General features: G+C 63.2%; 13 protein-coding genes. 12 read left to right on the forward strand and 1 reads right to left on the reverse strand.

What is annotated here, in order from left to right:
• Positions 1 to 644 precede the first annotated feature (644 nt).
• The 11 genes from VQ071_RS23560 to VQ071_RS23610 all read left to right on the forward strand — a co-directional run bounded on the left by VQ071_RS23560 (position 645) and on the right by VQ071_RS23610 (position 15758).
• Positions 645 to 1748 carry a glycoside hydrolase family 172 protein gene (locus VQ071_RS23560; protein WP_340516688.1) on the forward strand — a complete coding sequence of 368 codons (1104 nt, stop codon included), beginning with the start codon at positions 645 to 647 and terminating at the stop codon, positions 1746 to 1748.
• A 31-nt stretch (positions 1749 to 1779) separates the two neighbouring features.
• Positions 1780 to 2907: a DUF4185 domain-containing protein gene (locus VQ071_RS23565; protein WP_340516689.1), complete on the forward strand. Its 1128-nt coding sequence runs from the start codon at positions 1780 to 1782 to the stop codon at positions 2905 to 2907.
• A 69-nt stretch (positions 2908 to 2976) separates the two neighbouring features.
• The gene (locus VQ071_RS23570) at positions 2977 to 4419 is read left to right on the forward strand and encodes an ABC transporter substrate-binding protein (protein WP_340516690.1); all 1443 of its coding nucleotides are present in this window, start codon (positions 2977 to 2979) and stop codon (positions 4417 to 4419) included.
• Positions 4420 to 4518: 99 nt separating this feature from the next.
• Positions 4519 to 5418: a carbohydrate ABC transporter permease gene (locus VQ071_RS23575; RefSeq protein ID WP_340516691.1), complete on the forward strand. Its 900-nt coding sequence runs from the start codon at positions 4519 to 4521 to the stop codon at positions 5416 to 5418.
• 37 nt (positions 5419 to 5455) lie between these two features.
• On the forward strand, positions 5456 to 6280 hold the full coding sequence (locus VQ071_RS23580; protein ID WP_340516692.1) for a carbohydrate ABC transporter permease: 825 nt from the start codon (positions 5456 to 5458) through the stop codon (positions 6278 to 6280).
• A 20-nt stretch (positions 6281 to 6300) separates the two neighbouring features.
• Complete coding sequence (locus tag VQ071_RS23585) at positions 6301 to 8565, forward strand: DUF6259 domain-containing protein (RefSeq protein WP_340516693.1); 2265 nt, start codon at positions 6301 to 6303, stop codon at positions 8563 to 8565.
• A 490-nt stretch (positions 8566 to 9055) separates the two neighbouring features.
• Positions 9056 to 9409: a cupin domain-containing protein gene (locus VQ071_RS23590; RefSeq protein WP_340516694.1), complete on the forward strand. Its 354-nt coding sequence runs from the start codon at positions 9056 to 9058 to the stop codon at positions 9407 to 9409.
• Positions 9406 to 10437 (forward strand): Gfo/Idh/MocA family protein, encoded by a 1032-nt coding sequence (locus VQ071_RS23595; RefSeq protein ID WP_340516695.1) that lies wholly within the window; start codon positions 9406 to 9408, stop codon positions 10435 to 10437. The genes VQ071_RS23590 and VQ071_RS23595 overlap by 4 nt, the downstream gene beginning before the upstream one ends.
• Positions 10434 to 11432: a zinc-dependent alcohol dehydrogenase family protein gene (locus tag VQ071_RS23600; RefSeq protein WP_340516696.1), complete on the forward strand. Its 999-nt coding sequence runs from the start codon at positions 10434 to 10436 to the stop codon at positions 11430 to 11432. Before VQ071_RS23595 ends, VQ071_RS23600 begins: the two co-directional genes overlap by 4 nt.
• A gap of 54 nt (positions 11433 to 11486) precedes the next feature.
• Positions 11487 to 15143, forward strand: coding sequence for a DUF4185 domain-containing protein (locus tag VQ071_RS23605; RefSeq protein ID WP_340516697.1), 3657 nt, complete (start codon positions 11487 to 11489; stop codon positions 15141 to 15143).
• 117 nt (positions 15144 to 15260) lie between these two features.
• Positions 15261 to 15758 carry an AAA family ATPase gene (locus tag VQ071_RS23610; protein ID WP_340516698.1) on the forward strand — a complete coding sequence of 166 codons (498 nt, stop codon included), beginning with the start codon at positions 15261 to 15263 and terminating at the stop codon, positions 15756 to 15758.
• Positions 15759 to 16247: 489 nt separating this feature from the next.
• Here VQ071_RS23610 and VQ071_RS23615 read toward each other — a convergent pair whose 3' ends face one another.
• Complete coding sequence (locus VQ071_RS23615) at positions 16248 to 17144, reverse strand: helix-turn-helix domain-containing protein (RefSeq protein WP_340516699.1); 897 nt, start codon at positions 17142 to 17144, stop codon at positions 16248 to 16250.
• Between the two features lie 209 nt (positions 17145 to 17353).
• Here VQ071_RS23615 and VQ071_RS23620 point away from each other — a divergent pair, with 209 nt between their 5' ends.
• The gene (locus tag VQ071_RS23620; RefSeq protein WP_340516700.1) at positions 17354 to 19375 is read left to right on the forward strand and encodes a hypothetical protein; all 2022 of its coding nucleotides are present in this window, start codon (positions 17354 to 17356) and stop codon (positions 19373 to 19375) included.
• The last annotated feature ends 12 nt before the right edge of the window (positions 19376 to 19387 follow it).

Below are 19387 nucleotides of genomic sequence, written 5' to 3' on the forward strand. Positions count from 1 at the left end.
GCACAGTAGCACGCACAGTAGGCACGCACACTATGCCCGCACACTATGCCCGCACACTATGCCCGCACAGTAGGCACACACAGTAGGCACACACAGTAGGCACACACAGTAGGCACGCACAGTAGGCACGCACAGTAGGCACACACAGTAGGCACGCACAGCAGGCACACACAGTAGGCACACACAGTAGGCACGCACAGTAGGCACGCACAGTAGGCACACACAGTAGCACGCACAGTAGGCACGCACACTATGCCCGCACACTATGCGCGCCGCAATCTGCAATCGATCGCACAATACCGACAATTTTCCTTTTGGAGGACAGACAGGACGCGTGGTCGCGATCGGTTCGCAGTGCCGGTCACCGTCATCCAGCAATACATGCATTTGTGCAGTTATTTCTGCAAGCGTCCGCCAGGCGTGATGAAATAGCTGCAAATGTACATCTATCCGATCAACATGCCCGACCATATCGGCGTACGTAGACGATTTAACTGTATTTTTGCAGGTAAACGGGCATTTGTAGGCGCAATCGCCGCAAATAACTGCATGATTGCAGTTAACGAGAGCCGTGGCCGACCGGTCCCACCGCCCGGCAATGAAGAAGTCGAATGGCGAACATAAAGGAGAGACACCACATGCATATGCAGCAGAGCTTAGCCTCGCTCAGCCAGGCGAGAACCGGCAAAAGAAAGCGCGAATCCAGCTACGACCGCAGCGGCGGCAACAAGGATTACTTCTCGATCAAGCCCGGCGACAACACGGATATCTGCCGGATCGACGGCGCAGGCGCCATCACACACATCTGGATGACGATGGCGACGGACGCGCCGACCGAGGAGCAGTACCTCCCGCGCAAGATCGTGCTCCGCATGTATTGGGACGGAGAGTCCGAGCCGAGCGTAGAGGCGCCCATCGGCGACTTTTTCGGTATGGGCCACGGCATTACCAAAAACTACACGTCGGCTGCGCTCATGATGAGCCCGGAGGACGGCAAGGCGTTCAACAGCTTTTTCCGGATGCCGTTCGCCGGCGGCGCCCGCATCTCGGTGGAGAGCGAGGCCGAGCAGCCGATCAAGTTTTACTTCTATGTCGACTACGAAGCGTACGACAGCCTGCCGGCGGACGAACTCCGATTCCATGCGCAGTGGCGCAGGGAGAATCCGACGGACGGCATCGCAGACGAAAGCGTGGACAACGCGGAGTTCGAGTTCGGCGGCAAAAACACGACGGGCGACGGCAACTACGTCATCCTCGACGCGGTCGGCCGGGGCCACTATATCGGCTGCAACTTCAACATCGATAATCTTCGCGACACGCGCGAGTGGAACTGGTACGGCGAGGGCGACGACATGATCTTCATCGACGGCGAGCCTTGGCCGCCGACGCTGCACGGCACGGGCATGGAGGATTACTTTAACACCGCCTGGTGCCCGCAGCAGGAAGTGTGCACGCCGTATCACGGCATCATCCTGGGCGGGGGGCCGAACTGGAGCGGCAAGATCTCCACGTACCGGTACCACATTCTCGATCCGATCATGTTCGAGCAGAGCATCAAGGTGACGATCGAGCACGGCCACAACAATCACCGCAGCGACGACGTCTCGTCGACGGCGTACTGGTACCAGTCGGAGCCGCATCAAGCGTTCCCGACGCTGCCCAAGGTCGAAGCGCGGCTGCCGCTGCCGGATATCAAGCCGCAGAACCCGCAGACGCTGGCGCGCATCTTCGGGCACCAGAACCCGTGAGCCGACGCGAACTTTTGAAGGAGGTGGTCCCTTGAAGCCCAGATCGGGCCTGGCCGCCGCAGCCGCAGCCCTGCTGCTCGTCGTCTCTGCAGGCTGCACCGGCGGCTCCAAGGCGGATCCGATGCTCGATCCGTCAGGCAAATCATTTGTATTGAAGGGCATTGCGGACATGGCGCAGGTCGGTCAGATCACCGGCGCGGAGTCGCCGAACAAGACGGATCGCTATGCCGTATACGGGACGGATCTCGGCTCGATGATGAACGCCGGCGACCGGACGTACTTCGTATTCGGTGATACGTTCGGCGAGCGCGCGGCGGACCAGATCGGGGGCGGCGGCAGTCTGTGGCGCTCCAACACGATGGGCTATACGACGGACGCCGATCCGTCGGACGGCATCTCGCTGGACGGCATGATCGAGGACGATATCGGCCTCGCCAAGGAGCTGCTCCCGTCCAAGAAGATCGACTTCGACGAGATGACCAAGATTCCGACGCACGGCATCGAGGCGAACGGCGCCCTGTATCTGTACTACATGTCGGTCAGCCATTGGGGCGATCCCGGCAAGTGGGACGCGGGGTACGCGGGCGTAGCCAAGTCGACGGACGACGGACAGAACTGGACGCTGCTGGATGCGCCGCAGTGGCCGGGGGACAGCAGCTTCATTCAAGTAAGTCCTTACAAGGTGAAAAACGGCGACGGCACGACGGACATTTACTTGTGGTGCATCCCGTCGGGACGATTCGGCGGGGCCAAGCTGATGAAGGTCGGCGAGGCGGATATCGAGCGCCAGGACGCATACCGCTACTACGCGGGACAGGACGATCAAGGCAAGCCGGTCTGGAGCGCGGATATGGCGGCGGCGGAGACGGTCGTGGACGATACGGTCGGCGAGCTGTCCGTCGTCTGGAACCCGTACCTGAAGCGGTGGCTGATGACCTATCTGAAGGAAGGACGCGGCGTCGTCATCCGCGAAGGACTGGCGCCATGGGGACCTTGGGGCGAGCCGCTGGATTTGGTGACGAACGCGGAGCAGCCCGGGCTGTACGGGCCGTTCATGAACGACCGCTACACGGCGGACGACGGCAGGACGATTTACTTTGCCCTGTCGCTGTGGGACCCGTACAACGTGTTCTGGTTCAAGGCATCGCTGCAAAAATGAAAGCGCATTCGGTTTAATCGCGATAAGCGTTTAAATAGCAGCTTCATACAAAAAGGGAGGATTCAAAACATGCAAAAACAAAAAGGCAAGAAGCTCAAGTCTCTGACGGTCATGTCTTCCGCGCTTCTGACGCTGTCGCTGGCCGCAACCGCGTGCGGCGGTTCGAACGGAGGCGGCAATGCGAGCCCGAGCGCATCCGACACCGGCAGCGCCCCGGCCAGCGCCAGCGCCTCCGCGAGTCCCTCCGCCAGCGCCCCCGCCAGCGAGAGCGCGGCGCCTGCCGAGAAGGTCACGGTCGACTTCTGGGCGCAGAAGTTCGAAGACACGACCGACGCCTGGTTCAAGAAGTACGTCGACGCGTACAACAAATCGCAGAACAACGTGCAGATCAAGCTGACGATCGTGCCGGGCGACGCCTGGGATCAGAAGATGAAGGCGGCCCAAGCCGCCGGCAAGGCGCCCGAGATCCGCACGATCAACTACGGCAACATCGCCAACGCCGCCAAGACCGGCCAGATTCAGGCGCTGGACGGCCTGATGGATCCTACCGCCTTCGACGATCTGTACGACAACGTCAAGGCGTTCGTGAGCGTCGGCGGCAAGTACTATGCCTATCCGAAGCTGGTCGAGCCGTCGGCGGTCATGTACTACCGCAAGGACCTGTTCGAGGCAGCCGGACTCGATCCGGAGAAGCCGCCGACCACGTGGGCCGAGCTGCTGGAGGACGCCAAGAAGCTCACGAAGAAGGGCGTATTCGGCCTCTCGATCGCACAGAACGCGCCGGATCTCGGCTGGTCGAGCTGGGGCTTGCAGTATAATGCCGCGGGCCATCTGGCGCTGACGGACGACTGGTCCAAGGCGGACATCAACAACGACGGCTACAAGGCGCTCTACAAGTTTTATCAGGACGCCTACCAATCCGGCGCGATGCCGAAGCAGCAGCTTGCGGGCTATGCGGACATCAAGGGCTTCGGCGAAGGCAAGGTCGCCATTCAGATCTGCGGCTCCTGGGCGATGGGCCAGCTGCGCAACTCGTACAAGGATATCGTAGGCAAGGTCGGCATCGCGCCGATGGCCTCGATCGACGGCGACCAGACGAAGCCGACGGCGACGCTCGGCGGCTGGACGCTGGCTGTCGACGGCAAGGCGAAGCACCCGCAGGAAGCGGCAGGCTTCATCCAGTACTTGCTGGCCGGCGATCCTGCCATCATGATCGACTTTTTCAAGACGGCGCAGTTCTCCAAGTTCTCGCCGCGCAAATCCGTAGACGAAGCGATGAAGAGCGACCCGGACGCATCCAAGGACCAATGGCGCGCGCTCATCGCCGAGAAGATCATCCCGTACGCGAAGGGCGAGCCGCTCTATCCGTGGGATGTCGCGCTGGCCGTATCCACCGGCATCGAATCCGCCATGAAGGGCACGAGCGTCGACAAGGCGATCGCCAAGGCGGAGAAGGACGTCAACGACTTCATCGCCAAAAACAAGCTCGCAGGCACCAACCCGCAAGCTTAAGCCTCGTACTTCGCGAGTTCCAACGAACGGCGGCATTCCGGCGGACGCATCCCGTCCGCCGGAATGCCGCTCTCATCCCGAGCATGGCGGTGATTAGAGATGGCCAAATCAAGTTCCGTATCCAAGTTCAAGCAAGACAACAAGACGGCATACCTGCTGCTCGCGCCGATCGTAATATTGCTGACGATTTTCGTTGTCGTGCCTTTCTTTTACGCGCTCGTCGTCAGCTTCTATGACTGGAGCTTCTATCAGGAGTCCAAGTTCGTCGGCTTCCGCAACTATTATCTCGTCCTGACGGACGATCTGTTCCTCGAGTCGGTCTGGACCGGCCTCAAGTTCGCGCTGATGGTCGTGCCGTCGATGCTGGTGCTTTCCTTTTTGTTTGCGAGCGTCGTCAAAAATCTGTCTCCCCGATTTTCCGGCTTCGTCAAGACGTCCGTCTACATCCCGACGATCATCTCCGGCATCGTGGCGTCCGTCATCTTCGTCTTCATCTACGACTATACCGCCGGCCTGGCGAATTATATTCTCGGATGGTTCGGCGTGGAGCCGATCGCATGGCTGGCGGACGTCCGTACGGCGCTGCCGAGCATCGCGGTACCGGCCGTCTGGCTCGGCTTCGGCCTCACCTCGCTCATCATGCTGTCCGGGCTGCACGACATCCCCGAGAGCTACTACGAGGCGGCGGAGCTCGAGGGCGCCGGCACTTGGGCCAAGATGCGCCACATTACGATCCCGCTCATGCGCAACGTCATCCTCTACCTGCTCGTGACGGGCTTCACCGCCCAAATCTCGCAGTTCGAGCTGTCGCTCGTCATGACGAACGGCGGTCCGCTCAGCGAGACGGTGACGCCGAACCTGTACATCCTGAACCATTTCCGCAACGACGTGATGGTCGGCAATTCGATCGCCGCCTCGCTGCTGCTGTTCGTGGTGCTGGGCAGCATCTCCGCCATCATCTTCCGGGTGCTCAATTCCGAGAAGGCGATCGACGGATAATCCGCGCGCGAGGCGCGAGAAGGGGAGGTTGCGAGACATGAATACATTGACGAGAACGCAAAAATCGATCATTACGACCATCTCCGCGGCGGTTACGCTGGTCGCCTTGTTCCCGCTGCTCTGGGTCGCGATCGCCGGCTTCAAGGAGCGGTCCGAGGTGCTGGCGACGCCGTTCCGCTTTTTTCCGAAGCGCTGGCTCGTGCAGAACTATACCGACATTCTCGGCGATTGGACGTTCGTCCAGTCGATGCTCGTCACGTTCGGCGGCGCGGTGCTGTTCGCCGCGCTCAGCCTGGCCGTCAACGCGTCGGCGGCGTACGTATTCGCACGGCTGGACTTCAAATTCAAAGGCCTGATGTGGGTGTACGTCATCACGACGATGTTCGTCCCCGGCATGGCGATCCTGCTGACATCGTTTATCGTCGTCAACAAGATGGGCATGCTCGACACGCTGGCCGTGCTCGTGCTGCCGGGCGTCGCATCGGCCGGCCATATGTTTTTCATCCGGCAGTTTTATCTGAACATTCCGCTCGCGCTCGAGGAAGCCGCCCTGATCGACGGCGCCGGCCGCGCCCGCATTTTCACGAGCGTATTCCTGCCGATGTCGTTCCCCGTGTTCGTCATCGTCGGGATCGGCTCTTACCTGGCGTTCTGGAACTCCTTCGTCTGGCCGACGATGACGATCACCAATCCGCATTTGTTCCAGATCATGCAGTACCTGTACACATTCCGCTCCGAGCGGTCGACCGAGATGGGCATGCTGATGGCGGGCTCGGCGCTGTCCGCGCTGCCGACCGTGATCCTGTTCCTGATCTTCCAGCGGCACATCATCTCGGGCATCAAAATATCCGGCTTGAAATAAGCAATCGGAGGCGTTAAGCGATGATCGTACTGGAAAACGAATGGCTGCGGCTGGAGTTGGGGGACCGCGACGGCGCCGTGCGCCTGCTGCGCGACCGCAAGCGCGGAATCGACTATATCGCCGCGGCGGACGAGGCATCGGCCGGCAATGCCGCGCCGACCGAGGCCGCGCTCGTCGAACCGTTCCGCCTGGAGACGGACGAAGGCGTGGACGGCAGCTTCGACACGTTCGAATGGTCGGTATCGCAGGGAACGTCCGATGCGCCCCAGGCCGTCGCGCTCGCGTGGCGGACGGCCGCCGGCTTCGCCGTCAGGGCGGAGGTATCGCTCGCGGTCGGGGACGGGACCGTCTCCTTCCGCTGCGCGGCAGACGGCGCTCCCGCGGCCCGGCTGCTCAGCCTGGAATACCCGATCCTCCCCGATATCCGCACCGTCACCGACGCGGGCGAGCGCGATTATGCTGCGCACCCGTTCGCGACCGGCGTGCTCGTGCGCAATCCGATGAAGCACTTCGCGCCGAACGGCGTCGGGATGCGGTATATGCCGTACCCGGAGAGCTTCTCCGGCGCGACGATGCAGTTTTTTGCCTATTACGGCCAAGATCGGGGCGGGCTCTACTTCGCCGCGCTCGACGGCGGCGGTCATCCGAAGTGGCTGAACTTCTACAAGAACGGGCGCGACCTGCTCGAAGCCTCATTCATTCACGGCTGCGAGGATATCGGACCCGGCAAGGGTCTCGCGCCCGCGTATGAGATGCAGCTGTCGCTGCTGGCCGGCGCGGGCTGGCACGAGGCGGCGGACCGGTATCGCGACTGGGCCGAAGCGCAGTCCTGGTGCGCGCGCGGCAAGCTGGCCGACCGCATGGACGAGGACGGACAGTGGCTGTACCGCGATATGGGCGTCGCCACGTTCGGCATCAACGCAGGCAGCGACCGCACCGCATGGCTCGACGCCTACCACCGGCATATCGGCACCCCGATGTTCCATGTGCTCGGGCCGGACTGGACCCATGCGCCGCAGACGTTCGGCAGCGGCGTGCCCGGCGGGTTCGACGACTGGTTCCCGACGCGGTTCGATCCGGCCAATCTCGAGGCGATGAAGTCGTACGGCGACAAGTACGCGCCCTTCGAATTCGACTATCTCTATCACTTCGGAGGCGCGGACGGCGCGCTTGGGCGCGCGGCGGCGCAGCAGTTCCCGGAGCGCGTCAAGAGCGTGGACGGCTACAAGTTCCCGTTCCTGTGCCCGGCCCATTCGTACACGCACGACTTCCATGTCCGGCGCGATGCGGAGCTGCAGCGGACCGTAGATGTGGATGCCATCTACTACGACATCTCGGCCAACAACATCCTCAAGGTATGCATGGACGACAGCCACGGGCATCCGGTCGGCGCGGGCGGCCTGATCGAGGAGGCGTACCGCCGCAACTATGCGGATACCAAAGCCGCCATGAACGGCATCGCCGGCCGCTATGTGCCGATGGGCACCGAGATGATGAATGAGACGATGCTCGGCCTGATCGACTTCTACCAGGCGCGGGCGGGCGGCCAGCCGGCTGCGCCGCTGGAGATCTGGCCCAAGCGCGACCTGCTCAAGACCGGCGACGCGGAGCTGGTCCCGATGTTCAGCTACGTCTACCACGATTACGGCGTCCTGCGGATGGACGGCTGGGGCAAGCTGGTGCGGGAGATCGGCAAGCTGTTCTATTATACGGTCGCGCGTACGTATCTATGGGGCGGCCTGTACGAGCTCAACTATGAATACAGCCCGATGGAGGCGCTGGACGGCAAAGAAAATTCGCCCGACGAGCACTACTACGCGTTCGATCCGCGGGGCTATGCGTTCGACGAGGAGCGCGCGGATTATGTCGGCGTCTACGCGAGGCTCCGTGTCGGCGCCGCCAACAAGTACTGGGCCTACGGGCGGATGCTGCGACCCCTTGATTATGAGCGGGAGCGGGTCTTCATGGACTGGTATCACTACAATCACGGCAAGGAGACGCCGGAATACAACGACGCCGGCGAGCTGGCGGTCGATGCCGTCGTGCACGCCGCCTGGCAGTACAAGGACGAGAGCGTCGGCCTGTTCTTCGCCAATGTCGGCGAGACGCCGCAGCGTACGCGCGTGCGGATCGATCCGGCGGCTTACGGGATGAGCCGGATGGCCGCCCGGTGGTTCGGGGAGGGTGCAGAGGGAGCGGACTTCGCAGGCTTGAGCCGGTCGCCGGACGGAGACGTCTCGCTGGACATACCGGCCAGAAGCGTCGTGCTGATCGAGCTGAGCTGAGCCGAGCCTGGCCTGGCCTGGCCGAGTCGGGCCCCGTTCGGCCGGTTGTCAGATTAAGCGCCGGATCGCGGCGCCAAATCGAGGATAGCTGCAAATATGCAGCTAATTCCTCGAGGCTGCGACATAATCGCAACGATAGCTGCAAATATGCAGTAATCTCTCGGAAAGTGGCGTACATACGGCGCGGGATTGCAGATTAGCTGTATAAATGCAGTTATCGCTGCCAAGCGTCGTGTCTCGGGAGCAAATAACTGCAGATTTGCAGTTATCGGATATGCGCCGTCGTCAGACGATACCCCGTGCCCGTCGCATGACGCCCTGCCTTAACGAAGAAATGTGCGTCGAGCCGAATACGAGCTATAAGCTCAAGGGCTGGGCGGAGACACCTGGATTCAGGCGGACGACTTCAGCTTGGCCAAAAAAACGAGACGGTCATGTCGCTTCCCCGGAGCGGCAGCGGCCGATCATGCGACATGAGGGAGGAAGCGGCATGCCGGTCATCCGGATCGACGAGCAGGAGAGGGAGCGCTACCCGCTGTGGAGCGAGATTAATCACTACGGCATCAACCGGCTGACGGTCGGCCAGGTCGTTCCGCTTCATTATCACGATTGCAACGAGTATTGGGTCATCGTGAGCGGCAGGGGCCTCTGCACGACGGAAGGCGATTCATACGAGATTGGCCCTGGCGATCTGGTGCTGACCCGGCAGGGCGACGAGCATTCGCTCGTCGTGACCGAGGAGATGACAGCCTTGTACATGTACGGGAAAATACCGCCGGGCGGCTCGATCGGCTATCGTTATCGCGAGTCACAGGAGACGGGAGAAGGAGGGGACGGGGCATGAGACTGAAGCTGCTTCAGGCGGGGCTCGGCGGCCACGGACGCAACGTCGGCAGCCAGTTCGTGGCCGCCTCCCCCGACTTCGAGTACGCCGGGCTGATCGATCCCGACCCGGCGGCGCTGCAAGCGTTCGCGAGTCGGCACGGCATCTCCGAGCGACGGCTGTACCGGCGTCACGAGGACGCCCTTCGCGAGACCGGGGCGGACGCGCTGCTCGTCACCGCGGCTTCGCCGGTTCACTTCGAGCTGTGCCGGGCTGCGCTCGAGCACGGTCTGCATGTGCTCGTGGAAAAGCCGTTTACGCTTACGCTGCAGGATGCCGCCGAACTTGTGCGATTGGCGAAAGAGCGCGGACTTCGGCTGATGGTGAACCAGAACTACCGTTATTTTTCCGTCGTACGCGGCTTGAGAGCGGCGTTGGACGACCCTTCCCTCGGCGCCCTCCGACATGCGCACGCCCATTTCTTTTTCGATCACGACGGCAAGCCCTATCAGCGGCAGATGGACAACTACATATTGATGGAGATGTCCGTCCACCACGTCGATATGATCCGATATTTGCTGGAAGACGATATCGCCTCGGTGCGGGGCAGAACGTGGAATGCGGCGGGCAGCGGCTATGCCGGCGATCCGAACGTCGAGGCGGTATACGAGACGAAGCGAGGCGTGCCCGTGTTCTATGCGAGCAGCCTCGTGGCCGCCGGAGCGGCCGACCCGTGGGAGGGACGATGGAAGTTCCGGTTCGATCGCGGAGCCGTGTACCTGGACGACATGGGCGAAGGCTACGGCGTCTATGTCGAGGCGGGAGACGGCGCGCCGCGCAGGCTGGCGACGGCTGAAGCCGGCCGGGAAGGCATACACGGCGTGCTGGCCGAATTCGCCGCCGCCATCCGCGAGGGCCGGGAGCCGTCGATATCCGGTTGCGACAACCTGCGGACGCTCGCCGCGCTGCTCGCGACCGGGGAAGCGTCGCGGACGGGCCGGGAAGTCCGGATCGCGTCCGATTCTGAAGAAAGAGGTGCGAATATATGAAAGCGCTCGTCATCGAGAGGCCGCATCAGGCTGTCGTGAAGGAGGTACCTTATCCGTCGCCCAAACCGGGCGAGATCGTGATCGCGGTGTCACAGGTCGGCATCTGCGGCACGGACTTTCATATTTTCGAAGGAGAGTTTCTATCGCCCTATCCGATCATCCCGGGCCATGAGTTCTCCGGCGTCGTCCACGAGCTGGGCGCGGGCGTCTCGGGCTTCGCCGTCGGCGACCGCGTCACCGCCGATCCGTCGCTGTTCTGCGGCCGCTGCCGCTACTGCCTGACCAACCGCGGCAATCAGTGCGAGCAATGGGGCGCGCTCGGCAACACCGTGGACGGCAGCATGGCCGAATATGTCGCGGTGCCCGCGCGCAATGTCGTCAAGCTCCCCGACGGCATGTCGATGGTGACGGCCGCGTTCGTCGAGCCGATGGCCTGCGTCGTGCACGCGATGAACCGGCTGCAGCTGCAGGCGGGTCAATCCGTGCTGCTGTACGGCGCGGGCGCGATGGGCCTGCAGCTCGTGCAGTCGCTGTCGCGCCTGGGCGCCGCGCAGCTCGCCGTCGTCGACGTGTCGGACCGCAAGCTGGAGCTGGCCCGCAGCCTCGGCGCGACCGAGGCCGTGCACGCGCAGCGCGACCGCGACGCCCTGGCGGGCAGGACGTTCGACGTCGTCGTGGACGCGACGGGCATTCCGTCCGTCATCGAGGAGGCGATGACGCGGCTCGGCAGGACGGCCAAGTATTTGCAGTTCGGAGTCACGGCCAAGGACGCGCAGGTGCGCTTGAGTCCGTTCGATCTGTACAACAAGGATTGGACGATTCTCGGCTCGATGGCGATCAATTACACGTTTCTAAGCGCGTTCGATTGGGTCAAGGAAGGCCGCGTCCTGCTCGAGCCGCTTGTGTCCAAGGTCATCTCGCTCGAGGAGACGCCGGCATTCCTCGCGAAGCCGAAAGATCCCGAGCTGCTGAAGGTGCAGATCAATATTCGCTGACCGGCAGCCGTATCGAACGTGCATTCCTAACTCATGGTCATGGGAGGATTGGATATGAACCGGATACTTAAAGGCAAGTCGAAAATATTGTCCGCATCGCTCGCGGGGCTGCTGCTGGCGGCGTCGGTCGCCGCACCGCTGCCGGCGGCTATGGCGGGCGAGCCTGCGGGCGGGGGCGTCTCGCCGGTCTTGCCGGCGGATTCCTCGGCCTACCAGCTGATCGGCACGAAGGCGACGAAGATCGCCAGAGTTACGGGGGCGACGCCGGCGGGCGAGACGCTCCCGAATCCGAACGAGACGAAGGCGAACTATGCGCTCGGCGGCACGGATCTGGGCATCACATGGGACGCCACGACCGATCCGGCGCACCCGAAGGTGATGGTGCTGTTCGGCGATTCGTTCGACGACTGGAGCGGCAACGGCGGCGGGGGCGGCGGCTGGCGGGGCAATGTCATGGGTATCTCCGAGGATGCGGACTTGTCCGACGGGCTTGCATTTACGAAGATGATCGCGGACCCGGCCACGCCGGGCTATGCCAGGGAGCTCATCCATTCGGCGCACAATACGAGCGGCAGCGGCGACTTCACGACGATCCCGACTGCCGGCGTATCGGTGGGAGACAGACATTATATCCATTATATGCAGATCAGAAATTGGGGCGCGAACGGGCGCTGGAACATCAACTTCAGCGAGCTCGCCTATTCGGACGACGAAGGGCAGACGTGGACGAATTCGGGCGTGAAGTGGCCGTCCGCGAGCAAGTTCGGTCAGGCGGCCTTCCTCAAGGACGGCGGCTGCGTCTATATGTTCGGCACGCCGGCGGGCCGGTTCGACGGCATCTATCTGGCGCGCGTCGCCGAGGCCGACATGCTGGACGGGACGAAGTACGAATACTGGAACGGCGCGGACTGGACCGCGGGCGACGAAGCGGCCGCTGTACGCATCGTCGAGGGACCGGTGGGCGAGCTGTCCGTCGCCTACAACAGCTATTACGACAAGTACATCATGACGTACCTGAACGAGGACCGCGCCGCGATCGCGCTTCGCAGCTCCTCGGAGCTGACCGGGGGCTGGTCCGGCGAATCGGAGATTGCCACGGGCGAGGAGTACCCCGCGCTCTACGGCGCATTCATCCATCCGTGGAGTCTCCAGGGCAAGGACCTGTACTTCCTCATGTCGCAGTGGGTGCCGTACAACGTATTTCTCATGCATTCCACGCTGGAACTCGGGACGCCTCCCGTCAATCTGATGAGCGATCCTTCGTTCGAGAACCAGACGACGGCCCAGATCGCGGCGCCGTGGGTGCTCGAAGGCGGGAACGGCGGCATCGACCGGGGCACGGGCTTCTCCCGCGAAGGGAAAAACAACGCCTTCATGCGCGGCACGGCGAACTGGCAAGGGATGAAGCAGGTCGTGCAGGTCAAGCCGAATACGGAGTATGAGCTCTCCGGCTTCATTCGGACGGGCGCGAGCAACCAGGACGGCTACTTCGGCGTCCGGGCGGGCACCGGTACGGCGCCGCTCAAGGAAGCGAAGTTCGGGCGGCTGGACGGCTATACGAAGCAGACGGTGCGCTTTAATTCGGGCGACAATACGTCCGTCACCGTGTTCACCGGCTTCTGGCCGAACGGGGACACCTGGATTCAGCTGGACGACTACAGCCTGATCGAGGCCGACGCGGTCGCGCCCGTCGTGACGCTGAACGGCGACGCGGACATCCGGCTCAAGCAGGGCGGCCTATTCACGGATGCCGGCGCGACGGCGCAGGACGACATCGACGGGGACATCACGCGCAAGCTCGTCGTGACGGGCAGCGTGGACACGAGCAAGGCTGGCACCTACGAGATCACGTACAGCGCGACCGATTCGGGTCACAACACGGGCTCGGCCGTCCGCACCGTGACGGTGCTGGAGCCGGTGAAGCCGACCGGGATCAGCCTCGACCGCGACGAGCTGTCGCTTGAGGTCGGCGAGTCTGCGACGCTGACGGCTGCGGTGACGCCTGACGACGCCGACGACAAGCGCGTGCTGTGGACGTCGCATCGTGCGGGCGTGGCGACAGTGTCCGCCTCCGGCGTCGTGACCGGCGTCGCCGAGGGCTCGGCGGTCATCTCGGCGACGACCGCCCAGGGCGGCTACGCGGCGGTCGCGGTCGTCACGGTGAAGCCGGCCGTCGGACCGGCTGCGCCGCAGTGGCCGGAGGGCGCTGCGCTGACCGCGAGCGAGATCGCGCAGACCGGCCTGAAGCTGAGCTGGCCGGCGACGGCGGCGGGCGATTCGCCGACGGTCGCCTATGCGGTCTACGTCGGCGACAAGCTGCTCGGCGAGACGAGCGTGGCGTCGACGGTCTACCAGTTGACCGGCCTGACGGCGGGCACGAGCTATACGTTCACGGTCAAGGCCGCGAACGAAGCGGGCAAGTGGAGTACGGGCCTTAGCGTGAGCGCGACGACGCTGGCGGCGGATACGGGCGTCACCGGCGGCAATCCGAGCCCCGGCGGCACGGCGGGTGGCGGTGCGGAGCAGGTGACGGCGGGCGCCATCGCCGTGACGGCGAAGCCCGATGCCGACGGCAATGCGACGGTGAGCCTGAGCGCGGATGCATTGAAGCAGGCGATCGCGGGCGTCAAGGGCGGCAAGCTCTCGATCGCGATCGACGGCGCAGCTGCCGCGAAGGGCGCGCTCAAGCTTGTGCTGCCGCTGCAGGAGATAGCCGGAGCGGCGGACAAGGTGCGCGAGCTCGTCGTCACCGCAGGCGGCGCGGCCGTCACGCTGAGGACGGACGCCTCCGCCGGCCTGATCTCGGCGGCTGCCAGTCAGCTCGAGCTGACTGTCGCCAAGGCGGATGTCTCCGGGCTGCCGGCGGATGTCCGCGCCAAGATCGGCGGCCGTCCGGCATACGATCTGAATCTCGCGGTGGACGGCGTACAGCCGGTCTCCTTCGGCTCGTCAGGCGCTGTGCGCGTATCGTTCGACTACGATCCGGCGGCCGGCGAGCAGCCGGGCAAGATCGTCGTCTACGCGGTCGCGGCCGACGGCAAGCTGCAGCCCGTGAAGCGCGCCGCGTATGACGCCGCGAGCGGGAAGATCGCGTTCGAGCCGCAGCACTTCAGCCGCTATGCCGTCGGCTATGCGGATGTCTCCTTCGCCGATCTCGGCGGGGCCGCATGGGCGCAGGACATGATCGAGTCGCTGGCAGCGCGGCAGATCGTCAGCGGCACGGGCGAGGGCTTGTACGCGCCCGGCCGTGCGGTCACCCGCGCCGAGTTCCTGCAGCTGCTGCTGAATGCGCTGGACCTGCAGGACGCATCGGCGACGGCGGACTTCGGCGACGTCGCGCCCGGCGCATGGTATTACGGCGCCGTGGCTGCCGGCGCCAAGCTCGGCATCGCGCAGGGCCGGGGCGACGGCACCTTCGGCGCCGGCGATAGCATCACCCGCGAGGACATGGCGGTGATGCTGGCCCGCGCGATCGCCCTGCAAGGGCGGACCGTCACCGCCGTCACCGCCGTCACCGCCGTCACCGCCGCCAGCGCCGGTCCGGTCTTCGCCGAACGGGCCGCCGTCTCCGCCTACGCGCAGGACGCGGTCGACGCGCTGGCCCGGGCCGGCCTGATCAACGGCTTCGCGGACGGCACCTTCGCCCCGCAGGCGCGGGCGACGCGCGCGCAGGCGGCGACCGTAATCTACAAGCTGCTGGGCATGCGCTGATGCACTGAAGAAGCTCGCCAGGTCCGTCCGGACCCGGCGAGCTTTTTTAAACCTTGCATTGGTTTAAACCTTGCATTGGTCTGTTAAATGATTATGCTGATTTTAGGAGGGGTGGACATGGAAAACAAAATGCCCTTATTTATAGTGACGGGCGCCAGCGGATCGGGAAAAACGCATGTCGTGCAGCAATTGCGCGCCATCATGCCGGAATTCAATGTATTCGATTCCGATCAATTGATTGCGTTCGTGGGGCACGAGTGGGAGGAAATACGGAATATTTGGCTGCGTGTGGCCCGGGATGTGGCGCAGAGCGGACGCATGACGATTTTATGCGGAACGATGATGCCGTGGGATGTCGAGAAATGCGCGGACTTTGCTTGTTTCAGTCACGTATATTATGTGAACTTGCACTGCGGCGACGAGACGCGCGAAAAACGTCTGCGTGCGAGAGATTGGTCAGAAGACAGGATACAGGAGCATAAAAGGTTTGCCCAGGCCTTGCTTGAGATCGCCGACAAGGACTTCAATCCGCCTATGCCGACGATCGATACGACAGAGGCCGATGTCGCACGCGTGGCATCGCAAATCAAAGATTGGGTGCTTCGCTACGCATGAAGTTGAAGTTGAAGTTGAATTTGCAATAACTGCAAATATACATCTATTTTTCCCCATCCAGGCTTGTCATAAAAAATAGCTGCAAATCAACAGTTATTTCAACTATTTCTCCGCGTTTGCGTCGATTTGCGATGTATTAACTGCATTTTTGCATTTATTTGTGCCGGGGCTCGAGCAATTGGGGTCAATAAATGCAAATCTGCAGTTATTTATACCGCCAACCTCCAGTCAGTCTCCCAACCGCCGCCTTCCGCGTCATCCCTCCAGTCAGTCTCCCAACCGCCGCCTTCCGCGTCATCCCTCCAGTCAGTCTCCCAACCGCCGCCTTCCGCGTCATCCCTCCAGTCAGTCTCCCAACCGCCGCCTTCCGCGTCATCCCTTCAGTCAGTCTCCCAACCGCCGCCTTCCGCGTCATCCCTCCAATCAGTCTCCCAACCGCCGCCCTCCGCGTCATCCCTCCAGTCAGTCTCCCAACCGCCGCCCTCCGCGTCATCCCCCCGAGAACGACCGGATGAACTGGCGCGGCGACACACCCTCCGCTTGCTTGAACGCCTTGCTGAAGGCGTACACGCTCCCGTACCCGACCTCCTCCGCAATCGAGGTGAGCGAGCGGGAGCTGTAGAGCATGTATTCCTTGGCCTTCTCGATGCGCCGCCGGATCTGGAATTGGTGAGGGGACAGGCCGAACCTCTCCTTGAACAGCCGAGAAAAATGATACACGCTGAGGCAGGCGACCCGCGACAGCTCGTCCAGATTGACCTCGCGGTTGTAATGGTCCACGATATGCGTCACGGTCCGCTCGAGCGCTTTCTCATGCAGCGTCAGACGGGCGTTGTGCTTTGCCTCCAGCCCCTTGATCAATTGATGAACTATGGACAGCACCAGCGATTTTTGCAGCACGATGAACGCTTCGTCCCGCCGGTCGTAGGCGTGGATCAGCTTCAGCAGCTGATGGAGAATCTCGCCATGATTGCCGATCCGCAAGATGTCGGGCATATGCAGGACGTCGCCGAGCAGATCGGGACGGATGAGCCGGACCTCGTCGGGGGAGCACTCTCGCAGCGGCTTGAAGTTGACCGGCACCGCTTCGGACTGCCCGTCGTACATGAGGTCGAAATGAATATGCGGCATCCGGCATTCGCCGGCCGACCCGAGAATCTCGTGCTCCTTGCCGGGCTTGAACAGCACGATGTCGCCGGGGACGATTTTGTATACGTCCTGTTCGATGCGGAGCGTCAATTCGCCTTTTTCCAAATACAGCAGCTCGTAGTCGAATATGATGCGCGGCTTCAGCCGCATCCGGGGCTCCCGGTGATCCAATGCCACGCGAACGTGGGGCGAGAGCTGGCGGAGCAGCCCGCGGCGAGCTTCAATTGAGGGATTCATCCTGCGCCTCCGAAAAAGCAATTTTGGATAAATAATGACAAGGTTATATAAGGCGACAGCAAATATATTCTGGTATGATCGGCTGTGTAATCGTTATCATATTAAAGCAATTTTAATTATAAAACGAAGTCGTGACGGCGGCAACGCGATAGGAGGCGGCAAAGGCCGCCTGCGTTGACACGGAGAGCCGCCGTCAAGGAGGAGTGTCAGTGAACCATCTCCCGGAAGCGTTCGTCTCGCAGCTGCATCTCGACCTGCTGGGCGGCAAGGCGCCCGCCATCGAGCTCGTCAGGATCGAAGCCGGCCTGCTGCGCTGCACCGTTTCCTTCGCGCTCGACGAGGAGGTTCGTCAGGACGATTGGCAGCTGCGCCTGACGCCGGCGTTCGAGCCGACATTTCATTGGGCGCCGCATCTGACGCCGACGGACCGTCACATCATCGACCAGCACTGCTTTCGCTCGCCCGCGCTGATCGTGCAGGATACGGCTCGCACGCTGATCCTGATCCCGGACCTCGACCTGCTGACCGCGGACAGCCCGGCCAGATGGTACATGGACCTCGACGCGCCGCGCAATACGCTGACGCTCGGCATGAGCGCGAGCCGTCCGGAGGAGCATGTGCTGTTCGTCCGCGAGCCGGGCGCCGTCTACCCCGCTGGCCAGGTACGGATCGGCTTCTACCTGATGACGCTCGAGGATGAAGCGGTCAGGGCCGATCCGTGGCGGCCCGCACTCGACTTCCTCTGGCGGCGGTGGGGCTCCCCGCTGTATCGCGCGGGCGCCCCGGAGACTGCGCCGCCGGAGCGCTATGTCGAGCGCATCTACGACTGGGCGTTCGCGCACTGGCAGGATGCCGTCTGGCAGCAGTTCGAGCTGAACGGGCGGCAGGTCGGCGCCTGCGTCTTCATCGTCGACGCAAGCCAGAGTCCGAACTACCCGGGGCCGTACAGCGAACGGGAGCCGCGCTCGATCTGGAATCAGGCGTGGTTCAGCTCGCTGCGGTCGGCGCAGGGCATGTACCGCCGCGCCCGCAGCACCGGCGACGAGACGCTGCTGCGACGGGCGCAGCTCGCCAAGGAGCTGGCGCTGTCCGCGCCGCAGCGGGGCGGACTGTTCCCGTCCGTGCTGGCGACCGAGATGGAGCGGACCTTAATCGACGGCGTCCCGGTCAACCGCTCCCAGGGCTGGGACGAGGCGTTCTGGGGCAACTCGAATCGCAATCCGCTGTTCCCCTGGACGCGCGGCGGCACGATCCGGCAAGCGCCGTACCATATGCTCGATATGAGCTGGACCGCGCTGCTCATGGTGCGATGGCACGAGGAGCTGGAGCCCGACGGGCGGCTGCTCGCGTACGTGCGGTCGTATGCGGACGCACTGCTCGCGCTTCAGGACGCGGACGGCTACTTCCCGGCATGGCTGGAGCAGCACACGCTGCGTCCGCTGCCGGAGCTGGCGCAATCGCCGGAGACGTCGATGTCCGTCACATTTCTGCTGGCGCTGGCGGACGCGGTGTCCGATCCGTCGTACCGGCAAGCCGCGCTCAGGGCGATGGACGCCGTGCTCGCGGACATCGTGCCGACGGGCCGCTGGGAGGACTTCGAGACGTACTGGTCCTGCTGTCCCTACGGCGCGGACGAGCTGCCGGGCAGGCGGGTCGCCCGCAACGGCATGTTCAAGCAGTGCAATCTGTCGATGTTCTGGACGGCCGAAGCGCTGTACGCAAGCTACCGGACGACGGGCGAGCGGCGGTACCTGCTGGCGGGCGAACGCTGCCTCGACGAGCTGCTCATGACGCAGGCTTCCTGGCAGCCGCCCTACATCTATGTCGAGGCGCTCGGCGGCTTCGGCGTCATGAACGCCGACGGGGAATGGAACGACGCGCGGCAGAGCCTGTTCGCGGAGCTGATCCTCGTCTACGGCATGGCGCTCGGGCGCGAGGAATATATAGAGCGGGGCGTCGCCGCGCTCAAGGCTTCGTTCGTCATGATGTACGGCCCGGAAAATCCGAAGACGAAGCGGCAGTGGGAGGCGGCGTTTCCCTATTTCGGCGAGGAAGACTACGGCTTCATGATGGAAAATTACGGGCATGGCGGCGAGACGGGGCCGGGAGGCCTCGGGATGGGCAGCTTCACGATCTTCGACTGGGGCAACGGCGCTGCGGCGGAGGCATATCTGCGCATCCGCGACCGTCTTGGCGGCGAGCTGAAGCGGAGATACGGCATCGAATTGTAGGAGGAGCAAGCG

Origin of the sequence: Cohnella sp. 56, from assembly GCF_037963805.1 — a bacterium.
In the GTDB taxonomy this organism is placed as follows: Bacteria; Bacillota; Bacilli; order Paenibacillales; family Paenibacillaceae; genus Cohnella.

Bases quoted from the DNA above. Each gene is read 5' to 3' on its own strand.
- VQ071_RS23560 (WP_340516688.1), top strand. From the start codon at position 645: ATGCAGCAGAGCTTAGCCTCGCTCAGCCAGGCGAGAACCGGCAAAAGA.
- VQ071_RS23570 (WP_340516690.1), top strand. From the start codon at position 2,977: ATGCAAAAACAAAAAGGCAAGAAGCTCAAGTCTCTGACGGTCATGTCT.
- VQ071_RS23575 (WP_340516691.1), top strand. From the start codon at position 4,519: ATGGCCAAATCAAGTTCCGTATCCAAGTTCAAGCAAGACAACAAGACG.
- VQ071_RS23580 (WP_340516692.1), top strand. From the start codon at position 5,456: ATGAATACATTGACGAGAACGCAAAAATCGATCATTACGACCATCTCC.
- VQ071_RS23585 (WP_340516693.1), top strand. From the start codon at position 6,301: ATGATCGTACTGGAAAACGAATGGCTGCGGCTGGAGTTGGGGGACCGC.
- VQ071_RS23590 (WP_340516694.1), top strand. From the start codon at position 9,056: ATGCCGGTCATCCGGATCGACGAGCAGGAGAGGGAGCGCTACCCGCTG.
- VQ071_RS23595 (WP_340516695.1), top strand. From the start codon at position 9,406: ATGAGACTGAAGCTGCTTCAGGCGGGGCTCGGCGGCCACGGACGCAAC.
- VQ071_RS23600 (WP_340516696.1), top strand. From the start codon at position 10,434: ATGAAAGCGCTCGTCATCGAGAGGCCGCATCAGGCTGTCGTGAAGGAG.
- VQ071_RS23605 (WP_340516697.1), top strand. From the start codon at position 11,487: ATGAACCGGATACTTAAAGGCAAGTCGAAAATATTGTCCGCATCGCTC.
- VQ071_RS23610 (WP_340516698.1), top strand. From the start codon at position 15,261: ATGGAAAACAAAATGCCCTTATTTATAGTGACGGGCGCCAGCGGATCG.
- VQ071_RS23615 (WP_340516699.1), bottom strand. From the start codon at position 17,144: ATGAATCCCTCAATTGAAGCTCGCCGCGGGCTGCTCCGCCAGCTCTCG.